10 protein-coding genes and 1 pseudogene are annotated in these 15,723 nt (G+C 63.2%); 2 read left to right on the top strand and 9 right to left on the bottom strand.

Annotation, left to right across the window (positions count from 1 at the left end; genetic code table 11):
* Window positions 1–77: 77 nt before the first annotated feature.
* The 4 genes from CD58_RS04150 to ptsP form a co-directional block, all read right to left on the bottom strand.
* Window positions 78–1,619, bottom strand: coding sequence for an alkaline phosphatase D family protein (locus CD58_RS04150; protein ID WP_025211806.1), 1,542 nt, complete (start codon window positions 1,617–1,619; stop codon window positions 78–80).
* Between the two features lie 195 nt (window positions 1,620–1,814).
* The gene (locus tag CD58_RS04145) at window positions 1,815–3,557 is read right to left on the bottom strand and encodes a PTS fructose-like transporter subunit IIB (RefSeq protein WP_025211805.1); all 1,743 of its coding nucleotides are present in this window, start codon (window positions 3,555–3,557) and stop codon (window positions 1,815–1,817) included.
* A gap of 13 nt (window positions 3,558–3,570) precedes the next feature.
* The gene (pfkB, locus tag CD58_RS04140; protein ID WP_025211804.1) at window positions 3,571–4,512 is read right to left on the bottom strand and encodes a 1-phosphofructokinase; all 942 of its coding nucleotides are present in this window, start codon (window positions 4,510–4,512) and stop codon (window positions 3,571–3,573) included.
* A complete protein-coding gene (gene ptsP, locus CD58_RS04135; protein ID WP_025211803.1) occupies window positions 4,512–7,376 on the bottom strand; it encodes a phosphoenolpyruvate--protein phosphotransferase in 2,865 nt (954 codons plus the stop codon). Before ptsP ends, pfkB begins: the two co-directional genes overlap by 1 nt.
* Before the next feature lie 288 nt (window positions 7,377–7,664).
* On the opposite strand from ptsP, the gene cra reads away from it, so the two are divergent.
* Entirely contained in the window at window positions 7,665–8,660 is a 996-nt protein-coding gene (cra, locus tag CD58_RS04130) for a catabolite repressor/activator (protein WP_025211802.1), read from the top strand.
* Between the two features lie 3 nt (window positions 8,661–8,663).
* Window positions 8,664–9,440: a TatD family hydrolase gene (locus tag CD58_RS04125; RefSeq protein ID WP_025211801.1), complete on the top strand. Its 777-nt coding sequence runs from the start codon at window positions 8,664–8,666 to the stop codon at window positions 9,438–9,440.
* 125 nt (window positions 9,441–9,565) lie between these two features.
* Here the strand turns inward: CD58_RS04125 and CD58_RS31770 are convergent, their stop codons facing one another.
* From CD58_RS31770 to CD58_RS04105, 5 genes and pseudogenes are all read right to left on the bottom strand, one after another.
* Complete coding sequence (locus CD58_RS31770) at window positions 9,566–10,270, bottom strand: methyl-accepting chemotaxis protein (RefSeq protein ID WP_419178831.1); 705 nt, start codon at window positions 10,268–10,270, stop codon at window positions 9,566–9,568.
* 153 nt (window positions 10,271–10,423) lie between these two features.
* A pseudogene (locus tag CD58_RS31765) lies at window positions 10,424–10,627 on the bottom strand (HAMP domain-containing protein); the annotation flags it as partial.
* A 1,264-nt stretch (window positions 10,628–11,891) separates the two neighbouring features.
* Window positions 11,892–12,728 (bottom strand): regulatory signaling modulator protein AmpE, encoded by an 837-nt coding sequence (gene ampE, locus CD58_RS04115; protein WP_025211799.1) that lies wholly within the window; start codon window positions 12,726–12,728, stop codon window positions 11,892–11,894.
* Complete coding sequence (gene ampD / locus CD58_RS04110; RefSeq protein ID WP_025211798.1) at window positions 12,725–13,285, bottom strand: 1,6-anhydro-N-acetylmuramyl-L-alanine amidase AmpD; 561 nt, start codon at window positions 13,283–13,285, stop codon at window positions 12,725–12,727. Before ampD ends, ampE begins: the two co-directional genes overlap by 4 nt.
* 64 nt (window positions 13,286–13,349) lie before the next feature.
* Window positions 13,350–15,563, bottom strand: a complete 2,214-nt coding sequence (locus CD58_RS04105; protein ID WP_025211797.1) for a DUF1631 domain-containing protein — start codon at window positions 15,561–15,563, stop codon at window positions 13,350–13,352.
* Window positions 15,564–15,723: the final 160 nt, after the last annotated feature.

Below are 15,723 nucleotides of genomic sequence, written 5' to 3'. Positions count from 1 at the left end.
TCAGGCAATACATCTGCCAACTGACACACCGCCTTCGCGAGCAAGCCCGCTCCCACAGTGTCTAGGTGATCCTTGAATCAAACCGGCTGCAACCTCTTCTCAAACACCGCCACCCCCTCCAGATCCCGCAACACCACGCTCATCTCCCCGCTCTGCCCGTCGATGTTCACCTCGCCAAAGAACTGATACCCGGCAAACGGCGAGGTGTTCTGGGCCGGTGGCGCTTTCTGGAACACCACCTCAGGGCCGAAGGTCTTGTCCAGGGGATTGGGGCCGAAGCTGCCGGCGTTCAGCGGCCCGGCGACAAACTCCCAGAACGGTTCGAAATCCTGGAACGCGGCCTGCTCCGGGTGGTAGTGATGGGCGGCACAGTAGTGGACATCGGCGGTGAGCCAGACGTAGTTGCGCACCTGATGCGTGCGCAGGTAGCCGAGCAATTCGGCGATTTCCAATTCACGTCCCTGGGCCGGGCCGGGCTCGCCGTTGGCGACCGCTTCCCAGCGCGGCACGCCGGGGCTGACTTCGCCGTCAGGCACGCCCAGGCCGATGGGCATGTCGGCGGCAATGACTTTCCATTGGGCCCGGGACTGCTTCAATTCGCCCTTGAGCCAATCCAGCTGCGCGCGACCGAGAAAGGCTTTGGCCCCGCCCAGGTTGGCGTCGTTGGCTTCCCGGTAGCTGCGCATGTCGAGCACGAACACATCCAGCATCGGCCCGTAACTGAGCTTGCGATAGATCCGCCCGCCGTCGTCGGCCTTCTGCAAGCGCATCGGTGCGTATTCCAGCCAGGCCTGCCGCGCACGCCCCACCAGGCTGTGGATATCCTTGGTCTGGTAACGCTCGTCCAGTTGCTTACCCGGTGACCAGTTATTGACCACCTCATGGTCGTCCCATTGCCAGATCTGCGGCACTTCGGCGTTGAAGCGGCGCACGTTTTCATCCATCAGGTTGTAGCGATAATTGCCGCGATACTCGTCCAGGGTCTCGGCGACCTTGCTCTTGGCTTCGGTGGTGAGGTTGCGCCAGACGCGTCCACCTTCGGTGGTGATTTGCGCCGGTACCGGGCCGTCGGCGTAGATGGTGTCGCCGCTGTGGATGAAAAAATCCGGCAGGCGCAGGCGCATGGCTTCGTAGATGCGCATGCCGCCGATGTCCGGGTTGATGCCAAAGCCTTGGCCGACGGTGTCGCCACTCCAGACAAAACGGATGTTGCGCTTGAGCTGCGGCACGCTGCGCAGATGGCCGAACCAGGGTTCACTGGCGACACCGCTCTGGGCATCCTCGAAAAACACGCGGTAGAAAATCGCCTGGTCGGGTGGCAGGCCGGTGAGTTCGACCCGTGCGGTGAAATCGCTGCGGGCATCGACCATGGGCGAGACGAAACGCCGAGGGTTGGTGAATTTGCTGCGGGTGTCCCACTCCACCACCATCCGCGCCGGACGGTCGCTGCGGCTCCAGATCATCGCCCGATCGCCCTGCAAGTCGCCTGACTGCACGCCGTCGGTGAGCACCGGGCGATCCTTGACCGAAGCCATCACCGCCGGCGCCAACCCTGGCAACAACAACCCCGCGCCCACGGCTTGCATCACACGACGACGGCCCAGGTCGAATTCGCTCATGGTGTTTCCTCCAAATGGGGAAACTTAAGCATGGCGGTGTGAAGTGGGTGTGACAGGGATTTCATGAACGCAGCAGAACGAAATGTGGGAGCGGGCTTGCTCGCGAAGGCGGAGTGTCAGGCAACACTTTCGTCGACTGACCCACCGCTTTCGCGAGCAAGCCCGCTCCCACATTAGGGGGCGGTGTGGATTGAATCAGGCCTTCGCCGGCTCCAACGCCATCTCCACCACTTCCGGCCGCTTGAGCAGTGCATACGCCACCGCCGTCAGCAGGCTCCCCGCTACGATCGCCAGCAAGTACAGCAGCGCATGGTTGATGGCGTTGGGGATCAGCATCACGAACAACCCACCGTGGGGGGCCATGAGTTTGCAGCCGAAGTACATCGACAGCGCACCGGTCAGTGCGCCGCCGGCGATGCTGGCCGGGATTACCCGCAGCGGGTCCTTGGCGGCGAACGGAATCGCCCCTTCGGAGATGAAGCACAAGCCCAGCACCAGCGCCGCTTTACCGGCCTCGCGCTCGGTCTGGGCAAATTTGCGACGGGCGATGAACGTGGCGATGCCCAGGCCAATCGGCGGGACCATTCCCGCGGCCATGGTCGCGGCCATCGGTGCATAACTTTGCGATGCCAGCAGTCCCACCGAAAACGCATAGGCGGCCTTGTTGATCGGCCCCCCGAGGTCGACGCACATCATCGCCCCCAGCAGCACGCCCAACAGGATCGCATTGGTGGTGCCCATGCTGTCGAGGAAGTGGGTCAAGGCTTCGAGCATGCCCGCTACCGGTTTGCCGACGATGTAGATCATCACCAGGCCGGTGAACAGGCTCGCCAGCAGCGGGATGATCAGGATCGGCTTGAGCGCTTCCAGGCTCTGGGGCAGGCGTGCATAGCGGCTGATCGCCTTGGCGGTGTAGCCGGCCAGGAAACCGGCGATGATCCCGCCAATGAACCCGGCGCCCAGGGTGCTCGCCAGCAGCCCGCCGATCATGCCTGGCGCCAGGCCGGGTCGGTCGGCGATGGAATAGGCGATGTAGCCGGCCAGCAACGGCACCATCAATTTGAACGCGGTGTCGCCACCGATCTGCATCAACGCCGCCGCCAGCGTGCCGGGTTCCTTGAACGCGGTGATGCCGAACACGAACGACAACGCGATCAACAGACCACCGGCCACCACCATTGGCAGCATGAACGACACGCCGGTCAGCAGGTGTTTGTAGATGCCGGTTTTTTCCGTTTTGGCCGGGCCGCTGGCGTCGCTCGAGGCGCTTTCCTGGCGACCTTCGACCAGCGCTTTGTTCAGCGTGGCTTCGGCCTGTTTCAAGGCGATGCCCGTGCCGCAGCGGTAGATTTTCTTGCCGGCGAAACGCTCGGTAGCGACTTCAATGTCGGTCGCCAGCAACACCACGTCCGCCTCGGCGATGGCCTCGGCGCTCAACGGATTGCGTGCGCCCACCGAGCCCTGGGTCTCCACTTGCAGGTCGTAGCCCAGCTTCTTCGCCGCCTGCTGCAACGCCTCGGCGGCCATGAAGGTATGGGCAACGCCGGTCGGGCAAGCGGTGATGGCGACCAGGCGCGGGGCGCGCTCAGCCGATACCGTCGGCGCCTCTTCCAGCACATCCGATTCGGCAAAGACCGTGGCCTCTTCGGCACCGCGACGCAGCACCGAATCGACGTCTTGCAGGGCCTGGGCCGGGGTGCTGCGAAACAGACGCTTGCCGACGAACCGCGACATATCCACCGGGCCGCTGGCAACCAGCAACACCCACTCGGCCGCTTCAAGGGTCGCCGCCGACAACTGGCGTTCCGGATGGGCCGCGTCATGGACTTCGACACTGGTGCTCCAACCCTGGCGCTGCGCCGCCGCATCCAGCAGGCGGGCGCACAACACACTGGTGACCATGCCGTTCGGGCAGGCCGTCACAATGGCTAATTTCATCTTGCGAACCCTCTTATTGTTCTGTCAGGGGGCGCACGCGCACGCCCTGTTCAAGCGACGCCAGTAACGCGGTGTCGTGGATGCCAAAACCGATCTGCGTGACCGCCATGGCCGCGATGGCCGTGGCGGTGCGCAGGGTCTGCTCCGGGGCATGGGCGCCGAGCAGGCCGTGAAGCATGCCGGCCAGCAGCGAATCACCGGCACCCACGGTGCTGGCGACGCTGACCTTGGGCGGCGAGGCATGCAGCGCCGCACCGACGCTGAACCAGTTCACACCGTCGGCACCGTGGGAGATCACCACATGTTCGATACCCTGGGCATGCAGGCGCTGGGCGGCTTGCGCCTCGGCCAACTCACCCACCACCTCACAACCCAGCGCATCGGCCAGCTCTTCAGTGTTCGGCTTGATCAACCACGGCCCCGCCGCCAACGCGACGCGCAAGGCTTCACCGCTGGTGTCGAGGGCGACATTCAGGCCGAGCTGTTTCAAGCGCGTGATCAACGCCTGCAACCACTGTGGACTGACGCCTCGGGGCAAGCTGCCCGCCACCACCACGACATCGTGACCGGGGGCGATTTGCGCCAGTCGCTCCAACAACGCCTGCTGCGCGGCTTCGTCGACCACCGGTCCCGGACCGTTGAGGTCGGTGATGCGTCCATCCTGCTCGGCCAGCTTGATGTTGCTGCGGGTTTCCCCAGGCACGCGAATAAAAGCGTCGACAAAGCCGCGCTGGGTGAACAGCGTCTCGAACACCTGGGCGTTGTCTTCGCCAAGAAAGCCACTGACCGTCAGCGTATGGCCGAGGTCAGCCAGCACCTGGGCCACATTCACGCCTTTGCCGGCGGCATGGGTGTGCATGTCGTCACTGCGGTTGACCTGCCCGGGTTCCAGGCGCGCCAGTTCCACCGTAAGGTCGAGCGCCGGGTTGAGGGTCAGGGTAAGAATCTTCGCCATTACAGCGCCTCCACTAATGCGCGCACGTCATCGGCGCTGCCCACGGCCAACGCCTCTTGGGCCAGGGTTTGTACTTGCGCCAGGCTCAGTTCGCGGACCCGCGCCTTGACCTCGGCAATGCTGCGGGCCGAGACACTCAGTTCGTCCACGCCCAGGCCCACCAGCACCGGCACCGCCAGCGGATCAGCGGCCAGCTCACCGCAGACACCGACCCACTTGCCATGGGCATGGGCGGCACGCACGGTGATGTCGATCAGTTGCAACACGGCCGGGTGCAAGCCATCGGCCTGGGCCGAAAGGGTCGGGTGACCACGGTCGATGGCCAGGGTGTATTGCGTCAGGTCGTTGGTGCCGACGCTGAAGAAATCGACTTCCTTGGCCAGCACGGGCGCAAGCAGCGCAGCAGACGGTATTTCGATCATGATCCCCAGTTGCAGGTCCGCCACCGGGATTTCCAGGCGCAGGCGTTCGGTCATGGCCCGGGCCTGGCGCCACTCATCGACGCTGCCGACCATCGGGAACATGATCCGCAACGGACGGTTATCCGCCGAACGCAACAGGGCGCGCAATTGCGCTTCCATGACCTGCGGACGTTGCAACGTCAGGCGAATACCCCGCACGCCGAGGAACGGGTTCTCCTCTTTCGCGATCGGCCAGTACGGCAGCGGTTTGTCGCCGCCAACATCCAGGGTGCGCACCACCAGCGGCCGACCGCCCAGGCCATCGAGCACCTTGCGGTATTCGGCTTCCTGGGTCGCTTCGTCCGGCGCCTGGGTGTGGGCCATGAAAATCAGCTCGGTGCGCAACAGGCCGATGCCTTCGGCGCCCTGCTCCACCGCGCTGGTCACGCCGGCGCTCTCGCCGATGTTGGCAAACACTTCCACGGCGTGACCGTCACGGGTCAATGCCGGTTGGTGGCGCTGTTCGGCGGCGACCTTGAGGCGCTGCTCGCGGGTGTCGCGCTCTTCAGTGGCCCGTTGCAGGGTGGCGGCATCGGGGTCCACGTGCAGGCGACCGCGCTGGCCATCCAGCAGCAAGGACGTTCCCGGCGCCAGCAGCAACACCGCCGGCCCCGCTCCCACCAACGCCGGAATGCCCAGGGCCCGGGCAACGATGGCGCTGTGGGCGGTGGCACCGCCGCGAGCGGTCAGAATCCCCGCCACGCGGGTCGGATCCAGGCGGGCCACGTCGGACGGGCCGACTTCGTCCATCACCAGGATGTACGGCTGATCGGGTTCGCTCAGGGTTTCGACACCGCACAGCTGTGCCAGCACCCGCCGACCAACGTCTCGCAGATCGGCGGCACGTTCGGCCAGCAGTGCATCCTGCAAAGCTTCCTGTTCTTTCGCCGCGGCTTCGATCACGCCCATCCACGCCGCTTGCGCACTCTCGCCCAGCTTCAAACGGGTGTCGACTTCGTCGGTCAGTTCCGGGTCGTCGAGCATTTCCTGGTGGGTGATGAAAATTTCGCGGATGGCCTTGGCCTTGGCCCGTTCGACCAAGCCTTCGATATCGCGGCGTACCTGGTTCAAGGCGTTTTGCAGGCGCTCGCGCTCGATGGCCGCCGACTCGCCGCGCAGCGGGTAATCAATGGCCTGCAATACCTGGATGTGGGCCGGGCCGATAGCAATGCCCGGAGCCGCGGCGACGGCCTGGATCAGGCTGCCGGATTCGGGGGCCAGCATGACGGTGGCGACTTCGGCCATCGCCGGTTCTCGCGGCGTACTCGGTGGTGGCAACGGTTCGACTTCTTCGCCAAGGCCTTCTTCGATGGCCGCCAGCAGCGCCGGCAACGCGTCGTTGGCAATGCTCGGTTCGGCAATGAACTCCAGGACCTGTCCACGCCGGGCGCCCAGGCTCAGCAACTTGCTCAGGCTCTTGACCGACACGGCGCTGTCCTGGCCGTCGACGATACGCACGCGGATCTCGCCTTCGAAACTTTTCGCCAGTTGCGCGAGGATCTTCGCCGGCCGCGCGTGCAAGCCATGGGCGTTGGCCAGACCGATGCGCGCGCTGGGCCAGTCGGCAGGCAGTTCGCCGCCGAGCACTTCGAGAACCTTGCGGCTGCTGGTGGCGCGACCCAGTTCATGGCCGCGGCCCTCGATCAGCAACGCGCAGAGCCGCTCCAGCAAGCTCTGGTGAGCTTCGCCGAGGCTGGCGAGGCAGAACAGGCCACTCAGGGGTTGGCCGAGGTAGCGGATGGGTTTATCCGGCGTGACGAAAGCCAATCCCGGGCGCTTGACGGTCTGTTCGCTGTGCAGCCACCACAAGCCGTCGCCCAGGGGCAGCGCCTCGACCTGCTGCAACACACCGGCAAAACCGTTGCTCACGCAGTCGGCCTGGCGCAGCAGTCGGGCGCCGCGCCACACCAGCTCTTCGAAATCGTCAGCCGACACGCCGAGGCCGATCATCTGCGCATCCAAGGCCAGTTCCTGCGGCGCGCCTTGCAGCAGCTTCAACAAGGCTTCGGCGGAACCGGCACGGCGTAGGGCCTGGCCCAGGTCAGTCTCGCCGAGGGCGCGGGTCAGCAGTTGCAGCAGGCGCAGGTGTTCGTCGGACTTGGCCGCAATGCCGATGGCCAGGTAAACGATCTGGCCATCGCCCCAGTCCACGCCTTCCGGGAATTGCAGCAGGCGTACGCCGGTGGAATAAACCAGGTCACGGGTTTGCGGCGTGCCGTGGGGAATGGCAATACCTTGGCCAAGAAAGGTCGAGCCCTGGGCTTCGCGGGCCTGCAAGCCAGCCAGGTAGCCGTCAGCCACCAGGCCATCGGCCACCAGTTTGTCAGCGAGCAGTTGCAGCGCAGCGTCTTTATCCACAGCGGTCTGGGCCATGGATATCTGCTCTAGAGTGAGCTCGAGCATGCTTTCTCCTTTTTGGCGTCCGGTTGGCGCCAGGTATTGTTTTGAATGAATCAGCTTAGCGTTACAGGACAGTTTTTGGCGCTATCGCGGCAGACGGGCCAAAAATCCTGCTAACCTTGAAAATACGCTTGCTGAAACGTTTAATCTAGAAAGATTGGCACGTTACTCGATAATCTCTCATCCTTGAAGTGCAACTTGTCGTAAGCGCTTGGACGGTGACCGTCAGCTTGAATCGGGTAGGATGGCCCTTATTGTCGGGGCGAACTCGAAAAAACAAGGAAAACCGGGTTGAAACTCAGTGATATTGCCCAACTGGCCGGTGTGTCCGTAACCACCGCCAGCTATGTCATCAATGGCAAGGCCGAACAGCAACGCATCAGCAGCGCCACCGTCGAACGGGTGCGAGCGGTGGTCGAAGAACATGGCTTCACGCCCAACCCCCAGGCCGCCGGGCTGCGCAGCCGGCACACGCGTACCTTGGGGTTCATCCTGCCGGACCTGGAAAACCCTAGCTATGCGCGCATCGCCAAGCTGCTGGAACAAGGCGCACGGGCGCGGGGCTATCAGCTGCTGATCGCCAGTTCCGACGATGCGCCCGACAGCGAGCGGCAACTGTTGCAGCTGTTCCGCGCGCGCCGCTGCGATGCGCTGATCGTTGCCAGTTGCCTGCCGACCGGGGACGACAGTTACCGCCAGTTGCAGGCCAAGGGCATTCCCATCATCGCCATCGACCGGGTGATGGAGCCTGCGCATTTCTGCTCGGTGATCAGCGACGACCGCCAGGCTAGCCTTCAGCTAACCCGCAGCCTGCTGGAAACCCATCCGCGGCAAATCGCGCTGATCAGCGCCCGCCCCGAGTTGAGCATCAGCCAGGAACGGACCGCCGGTTTTAACGAAGCGCTGGCCGGCTTCGAAGGCCAGGTGTTGATCGAGCATGGCGAATCGTTCAGCCGTGAATGTGGCCGCCAGTTGATGGATGAAATGCTCGCGCGCCTGGGGCATCTGCCCGATGCGTTGATCACGACCTCCTATGTCCTGTTGCAAGGGGTGTTCGACGCCCTGCACGATTTCCCGCTCAAATCGCGTCCACTGCGCCTGGGCACGTTCGGTGACACGCAGTTGCTGGATTTCCTGCCGCTGCCGGTCAACGCCATGTCCCAGCAGCATCAACTGATCGCCGACAAAGCGTTGGAACTGGCGCTGGCGGCCATCGAGAACGATGACTACCAGCCTGGTGTGCAGGCCATCGCGCGGACGTTCAAGCAGCGCATTCACCAAGGCTGAACCATGGAGCTGATCGACACCCACACCCACCTGGATTTCCCGGACTTCGACGCGGACCGCCCGGCCCTGCTGGCCGAGAGCCGCGCCTTGGGGGTCCGGCAGATGGTGGTGCTGGGGGTGTATCGAGACAACTGGCAGCGGGTCTGGGACCTGGTGCAAAGCGACCCGAACCTGCACGCTGCCTTGGGCCTGCATCCGGTGTATCTCGATCAGCATGGCCCCGAAGACCTGGCGCAATTGCGCGAATGGCTGGCCCGCCTGGCCGGACATCGGCAATTGTGTGCCGTGGGGGAAGTCGGCCTCGACTACTACATCGAAACCCTCGATCGTGAGCGCCAACAAACGCTGTTCGAGGCGCAACTGCAGTTGGCGGCGGAGTTCGAACTGCCGGCGCTGATCCACGTGCGCCGCAGCCATGCCGCCGTGATCGCAACCCTCAAGCGCTTCGGCCTGAAACGCACGGGGATCATCCACGCGTTCGCTGGCAGCCTTGAAGAGGCCCGCGAATACATCAAGCTCGGCTTCAAACTGGGCCTGGGCGGCGCCGCGACCTGGCCCCAGGCCCTGCGCATGCACCGGGTGCTGGCGAAACTGCCGCTGGAAGCGGTAGTGCTGGAAACCGACTCACCGGACATGGCCCCGGCGATGTTCCCGGGCCAGCGCAACAGCCCGGCGCATTTGCCGGCCATTTGCGAAGCGCTGGCGCAGATCATGGCGGTCAGTCCAGACCAACTGGCTGAAGCCAGCACCACTAACGCCCGCGAATTATTCAACTGGTAAAAAACCTGTGGGAGCGAGCTTGCTCGCGATTGCAGTGTGTCAGACAACCTATTTGCCGACTGACACTCCGCTATCGCGAGCAAGCTCGCTCCCACATTGGATCGGCGGCGAACACCATTGTGTAGCTACACCCGAAACGCATTGATCAACTGCTTGAGCTGCACCACCTGGGCGGACAGTTCGCGACTGGCGTCTTCGGTCTGGTGCGCACCTTCGGCGGTGCGTTCGCCGGCACGATTGATCTCGACGATGTTCTGATCGATGTCGTGGGCCACGGCCGTCTGCTGCTCCACGGCGGCGGCGATCTGCTGGTTCTGGTCAACGATCATGCCGACGGCGCCGAGGATATTTTCCAACGCCTGCTGGACCTTTTCCGACTGACCGACGGTGCCGCTGGCCATCTCATGGCTGCTGCCCATGGCTTTGACGGCCGCACCCACGCCACTGTGCAGGCGGGTGATCATCGCTTCGATCTCTTCGGTCGACTGTTGAGTCCGCTTGGCCAGGGTCCGCACTTCGTCGGCCACCACCGCAAAACCGCGTCCCTGCTCGCCCGCCCGGGCCGCTTCGATGGCGGCATTGAGGGCCAGCAGGTTGGTCTGTTCGGCGATGCTCTTGATCACATCCAGCACGCGGCTGATGGCCTGGCTGTCGATCGCCAGTTGATTGATCACCTGCACCGATTGATCGATCTCACCCGCCAATCGGGCGATGCTGCCCTGCTGGGACTCCACCAGCCCACGCCCGCTGAGGGTCTCGTCGTTGACGCTGTGAGCACTGCTGACCGCCGCAGCGGCACTGCGGGCCACCTCTTGGGCCGTCGCCGACATCTGGTTCATCGCCGTGGCCACCAGCTCGATCTGGCTGCGCTGCCCGGCGACGGCCTGGTTACTCTGGGCCGATACCGTTTCCACCTGCCCGGCCTGGCGCTCGACTTCGGCAACGGTTCGGCCCACCTGTTCGATCAGGTCATGGATCTTCTTTACCGTGCCGTTGAACACTTCACCCAACTCGCCCAGCTCGTCCTTGCTGCGGGCCACGAAATTGACCGTCATGTCGCCAGCGGCCACTTTGTCCATCATCTGGCCCAAGTGCTGGAGCGTGGTGCGGGTCGATGCATAGAAACCGGCGTACAGATAAAAAATCAGCAGGAATACCGCCGCCAGGGCCACGGCTTGCAGCACCATGTGACTGCGGTTCTGCTCCAGGCGCTGCTGCAACTGGACACCCAGGAAGCCCTGGGTCGCTTCGTTCAGCCGGTAAGTCTGCTCCATCAGGCCGCTGACCTGGTCATAGAACGCCGGCCATGGCGCGTCGAGGGTGTCGGCCATCACCACCTGCTCCTCGATCAGCTCCGAGACCTTCTTGAGGGTGCTCTTGCTGCCGTCGGCCTGAGTGGCAAGGGCTTGCCCGGCCGCCTTGCTGGAGCCCAGGGCATCCTGCAGTTTCACGTCATATTCGCCCTGGAGCTTTTCGATCTGCGCCAGTAACTCGTCGAAGCGGGTACTCGAGGCTGAATTGAGAAAGCCCAGCCCCAATGACGAAGCGCCCAGTGCGCGGCCTTCACCAAGGATCTGGGTGACCTTGGGGGTCATGCCGATGATCAATTCGCTGAGCTGACGGATGTCGCTCTGGTTGTCGCGGCTCAAGCCCGCCTGGCTCGCGATAATCTGGCTGAACATTTGCGCGTTGTTGAGCAACTTGGCGATCGACGCGCTTTTGCTTAGCAGGGAGTTTTCCGCCTGCTGCGCCTTGAACGCAGCAATCATTTCGTCGCGCTTGGCATCGAAGGCGCTGACCTGCTCGGCCTCGACAGCCATCGCGGTCATGCCCTGCAAGCGCGTCAGCACTTGCTGCTCAAGGCTGCCGATCTTCGCCTCCACGTCACCGGCCTTGCCGGACTGGCCGAGGCTGGCGTTGATCTGCACCAAATTATTCAGGGTTTCCAGGTCCCGGCGCAGGGTCAGGCTGCTGCCCAGCAGGTCGAGGCTTTGCAGCTCCACGTGGGTGCCTTGGAACTCTCGATAGGATTCGCGCACCAGAAAGAAATTGGTCACCAGCATCGGCAGCAGAAACAACACGCTGATCAGGCTGAACTTCATGCCGAAGCTCAGGCGGTTCATCAGCGCGACGGCGGGCCAGAGCAAACTCTTCACAAGGAAGTCTCCCGATAGTGTTCTTATTTTTATGAGTTCGCGCGCGCAGACAGCAGAAAGCCACTATCGGCGCGCTGCTCCTGTATAGCCTAAATCGAAGGGGAGATTTGTAACTTAAGGTTAACGAGTCCGATCATGACTCGGTCCCTTGTGGCGAGGGAGCTTGCTCCCGCTGGCCTGCGAAGCAGGCCCCCGAGTGCCTTCAGGAAAATCGCTTGCCCAGGTTTGCGGTTGCTGCGCAACCGAGCGGGAGCAGGCTCCCTCGCCACACAGAAAGCACCTTAACCGACAGCACTCAGGCCAGCACCGTCCACAACGCAAACCCGGCATACCACAGCACCGCCGAGCGCAGCAGCAACTCCCAAAGCCGATCCAGGCTGTTGATGCCATCCGGCCCGGCCACGGGCTCAGGAATCTCGCCAGCCACCAGGCCGACCTTGTCGATCAGATGGGCCGCACTGATGTTCCAGTTCAACAGCTCATGCAGCATGACCCGGCTGACCGCGACGAAATTGCCCACCAGGGCGAAGCTCGCCGCCAGCAGCCGCACCGGCACCCAGTCGAAGGCATGGCGCATCTGCGCGGCGCGCTCGGCCACGCCGGGGTTCTGGCTGTGCTCGGCGGCCAGTGCCAGCAGGCGATAGCTCAGGGCCGCAACCGGCCCCAGCAGGAAGTACCAGAAAATCACCGCGAAAAAGCTCTGGTAGGCCTGCCACAGCAAATGCCCCTGGACCCGCTCCAGCAACTTCTCGCCGTCATCCGCTTCAATGTCCAGGTCGCGCTTGGCCACATGGGCTGCCGCTTGCAGGTCTTCCCGACGCCACGCATCGCGAAATGGCCCCAGGTCCGCCAGCAGATCGCCGCGCCCCAGGCTGTAGATCACCACCAACAGATGCACCGGCAAGGCCAGCAAACCGTAGGCCACTGGCTCCAGCACCCACAGCAGCAACGCCAGCAGGGCCACGGGCAGCAGGACCATCACCATCAGCACCAGCCAAGGCCGGTTGACCCAGCGTGGGCTCGCCTCGAGCTTGTTCAGTTCGCGCAACCACCCGCCGTCGCGCTGGACCCGCTGGCGCAAGGCCGAGAACTTCTCGATCCAGACTGCCAGCAGCAACACCAGAAAACTCATTGTCCTTCCCCTTCTGTCAGGGCCGCGCGATAGCGTGCCCAGTCGAATGCCGGTCCTGGATCGGTCTTGCGTCCCGGAGCAATGTCGCTATGCCCACAGATACGCTGCGCCGTGATCGCCCCGAACGCCGCCTGCAACTGCCGGGTCAGCTCCACCAACGCGACATATTGCGCGTCGGCGAAAGGCAGGTCATCGGTGCCCTCAAGCTCGATGCCTATGGAAAAATCGTTACACGTTTCCCGTCCTTCGAAGCACGAGACGCCCGCATGCCAGGCGCGGTCCAGACAGGAGACAAACTGGGTGACGGCGCCGTCACGCTCGATCAGGAAATGCGCAGAGACGCGCAAGTCGGCGATACCGGCAAAATAGGGATGTTCCGTGACATCCAGACGATTCTGGAAGAACTCCTGCACCTTGCCCGTGGCGAATTGTGCCGGCGGCAGGCTGATGTTGTGGATCACCAGCAGGGAAATCTCGCCCTCGGGGCGCGCATTGAAGTTGGGCGATGGGCAATGACGCACGCCATCGCACCAACCGCTCGCGGAGTCCAGCTGCATACAGGTTCCTTGGAAGACGACCGTGAATGCCGTCAGTATGCCGTGATCGGGCCAGGCTGCGCGATCACTTGCCGCGATTGAGCTGACGCAGATTGCCCAGCACCGACTCCAGTGCCCGGTCGAACAGCAGGGTGTCGTCCAACAGGCGTACCGCGCCCCGGCGAAACTCCAAGGCCAGGCTGGTGCGGCTGTGCTCCTGCACTTTCAAGCCAGTGCGGTTGACGAAGATGTACTTGCCGGTGGCCTCGATGATCGCCGCCAGTTTGCAACGCAGGCTGTTGTCATCGTCTTCCTGGAACTCCACCCAGCTTCCCAGGCGCAATTGGTCGACCTGCATCAGGCCCACGTCATCGGCCGGCAAGCGTACCTCTGCGTTGTCCGCCGGCGCATGCTGGGCGGTGCGCAGGACAATTTTCTCGCGCACCTGGACCATGACCGGCGCATTGAGCGACTGAACCGGGTCCGTTGCCTGCCCCACCTGCTCAAGGGCCTGAACATGCAAGGCTTCCAGCTCACTGAAAAACTCGCTGGTGGCAAACGGGTCGAACGCCGAACGGTTCAGGCCGTCGCGCAAGGCCTTGAGCAATTCCGGCACGATCGCCAGTAAACGCAAGCCAGCGTCGGGCTCATCGTGAGGCTGGACACTCCAGATCAATTGTTCCAGGGTCGATACGTCGGCCTGCCACTCGGCTGAATACTTGCCGTGTTTGAAACAGGTCAGCAACAACACCTGGCTCCAGGCCTGCTGCACGAACTCCACCACGGCTTGCGGCAACACCTTGCCCAACATGACCTGGTTCAGAGCCCCTTCGACTCGCAGGCGCGCCAGCTCGGCCTTGGCCCGCCCCTCTTCAGCGTCACGAATGCGCTGTTCGAGCAATTCACTGCGGCGCCGCTCGTCACTGGTGAAGGCCAGGAAGTCGGCGAGCAATTCGGAGAAAATCGCCGGGTCATCGACGAAGTCATTCAACAAGCGCTGCACCACTTGTTCGATGCGCAGATAAAGGCTGTCGCGCTGATGATCGTCGCAAGCGCCCCAGCCCATGGCCGCCGCGGCGATTTCATTGAGCAGCCGTCGAGCCGGATGATTGCCGCGACTGAAGAAACTCTTGTCCTGCACCGCGACCTTGAGCATTGGGATCTGCAGGCGGCCGATCAAGGCCTTGAGGGAGTCCGGCAGGTTATGGTCGTCGAGGATGAATTCGAACATCATCGAGATCAGATTAATGACGTCTTCGTCGGCGCCTTCGACCACCCGGGACCTGCCGCTCCTGACGCTGACCCGGGTCAGCAGTTGTTCGAGCTGGCTACGCAGATCGAACTCGTCATGGACGGTGGGCGCGGGAACGTATTGTTGCAGGTGGGAGAGCAACCGCAACAGGTCACGGGTCGAGATCGGCTGGGCCGCAGCGCTGGCCTCCAGCGTCGGCGCCACACTGCCACGCACCTGCAGCAAGAGTTTCTGCAGCGCAGCGAACACCTCCTGCACGCTGTCATCGACCTCCGCGGCCTTGGGCCGGGTCACGCTGTCGACCTTGGGCGCCGGACTATCGTCGATACGGTCCGAAGCACGTCGGGAAAGCGTGACCTTCAGGTCCGGCAAGATACCGGTGGCGGCCAGCAACTGGTTGGCCTCGGTATAGAGCTGGTCGCACTCGCTGAGCACATAGCGCTCGAACAGTTTGAGCAGGATCAGCTTGACCTTGATCCCTACCCCCAGGTTGCGCCCGGCCTGTAGAAAATTCTCACACAGCCGCGCGGGGCTCAGGGGGTTCTGCTGATTCGTCAGCGACCGTTCCAGCAGCACGCTGAGGCGTGCCGTCAGTTGATCGAGCGACACACCATCACGACCGAGTACCCGTGTGACCATGGCCTCAACGGCCAAATGGCGCTCCAGGTCATCATGCGTCGCCTGAGCCTGGGGACCTGGCGCCAGCACGGGCGCCAAGGCGGCTTGCGCCAGGTCGTATTGGGCGAGGCTGACAAACGCCTCGAAAAACTGTTCGATAAACCCGCGTTCAATACTTTTGCGTTTCAGGCGCAGGTCCCGCATGGCTTCGAAGAACAGGTTCTGCTCGACATCATTGCGTGCCCGGTCGGCCATTTCGAACAGCGTATCGTCGGCGTTATCGAACAACCCCTGCAAGCCAAAGCGCAACTGCTGCGCCGCCTTGTCGCGAACCTGCAACAGAATCACAGGCAGGCGGGCGAGCGGCGAATGATTCGCCTGATCGGTAGAAGCCTTGTGCAAAGGCACTACATTCCCGTCGTTATGCATCCTGGCCCCCTGAAACGGCATTCTTCGGTTCGCGACGTCAAAGCTATGACGTCAATCGAAAGGCGGATTATCTGGCAAAGAACCCCGTCGTACCAGCAGTACTCTGTGACTCAGCTCGAAATACTTCGCAATAAGTGACCGGTTAATCGCGGAAATGTTG

It is taken from the genome of Pseudomonas brassicacearum (assembly GCF_000585995.1).
GTDB classification, from domain to species: Bacteria; Pseudomonadota; Gammaproteobacteria; order Pseudomonadales; family Pseudomonadaceae; genus Aquipseudomonas; species Aquipseudomonas brassicacearum_A.
This window is presented reverse-complemented; position numbering and strand designations above follow the sequence as displayed.

What these genes read in the sequence shown, in the direction of transcription:
- ptsP (WP_025211803.1), bottom strand. Translation starts at nt 7,376, where the DNA reads ATGCTCGAGCTCACTCTAGAGCAGATATCCATGGCCCAGACCGCTGTG.
- CD58_RS04105 (WP_025211797.1), bottom strand. Translation starts at nt 15,563, where the DNA reads ATGCATAACGACGGGAATGTAGTGCCTTTGCACAAGGCTTCTACCGAT.
- pfkB (WP_025211804.1), bottom strand. Translation starts at nt 4,512, where the DNA reads ATGGCGAAGATTCTTACCCTGACCCTCAACCCGGCGCTCGACCTTACG.
- CD58_RS31770 (WP_419178831.1), bottom strand. Translation starts at nt 10,270, where the DNA reads ATGTCGGCGACGGCCCAAGAGGTGGCCCGCAGTGCCGCTGCGGCGGTC.
- CD58_RS04150 (WP_025211806.1), bottom strand. Translation starts at nt 1,619, where the DNA reads ATGAGCGAATTCGACCTGGGCCGTCGTCGTGTGATGCAAGCCGTGGGC.
- CD58_RS04125 (WP_025211801.1), top strand. Translation starts at nt 8,664, where the DNA reads ATGGAGCTGATCGACACCCACACCCACCTGGATTTCCCGGACTTCGAC.
- CD58_RS04145 (WP_025211805.1), bottom strand. Translation starts at nt 3,557, where the DNA reads ATGAAATTAGCCATTGTGACGGCCTGCCCGAACGGCATGGTCACCAGT.
- ampE (WP_025211799.1), bottom strand. Translation starts at nt 12,728, where the DNA reads ATGAGTTTTCTGGTGTTGCTGCTGGCAGTCTGGATCGAGAAGTTCTCG.
- ampD (WP_025211798.1), bottom strand. Translation starts at nt 13,285, where the DNA reads ATGCAGCTGGACTCCGCGAGCGGTTGGTGCGATGGCGTGCGTCATTGC.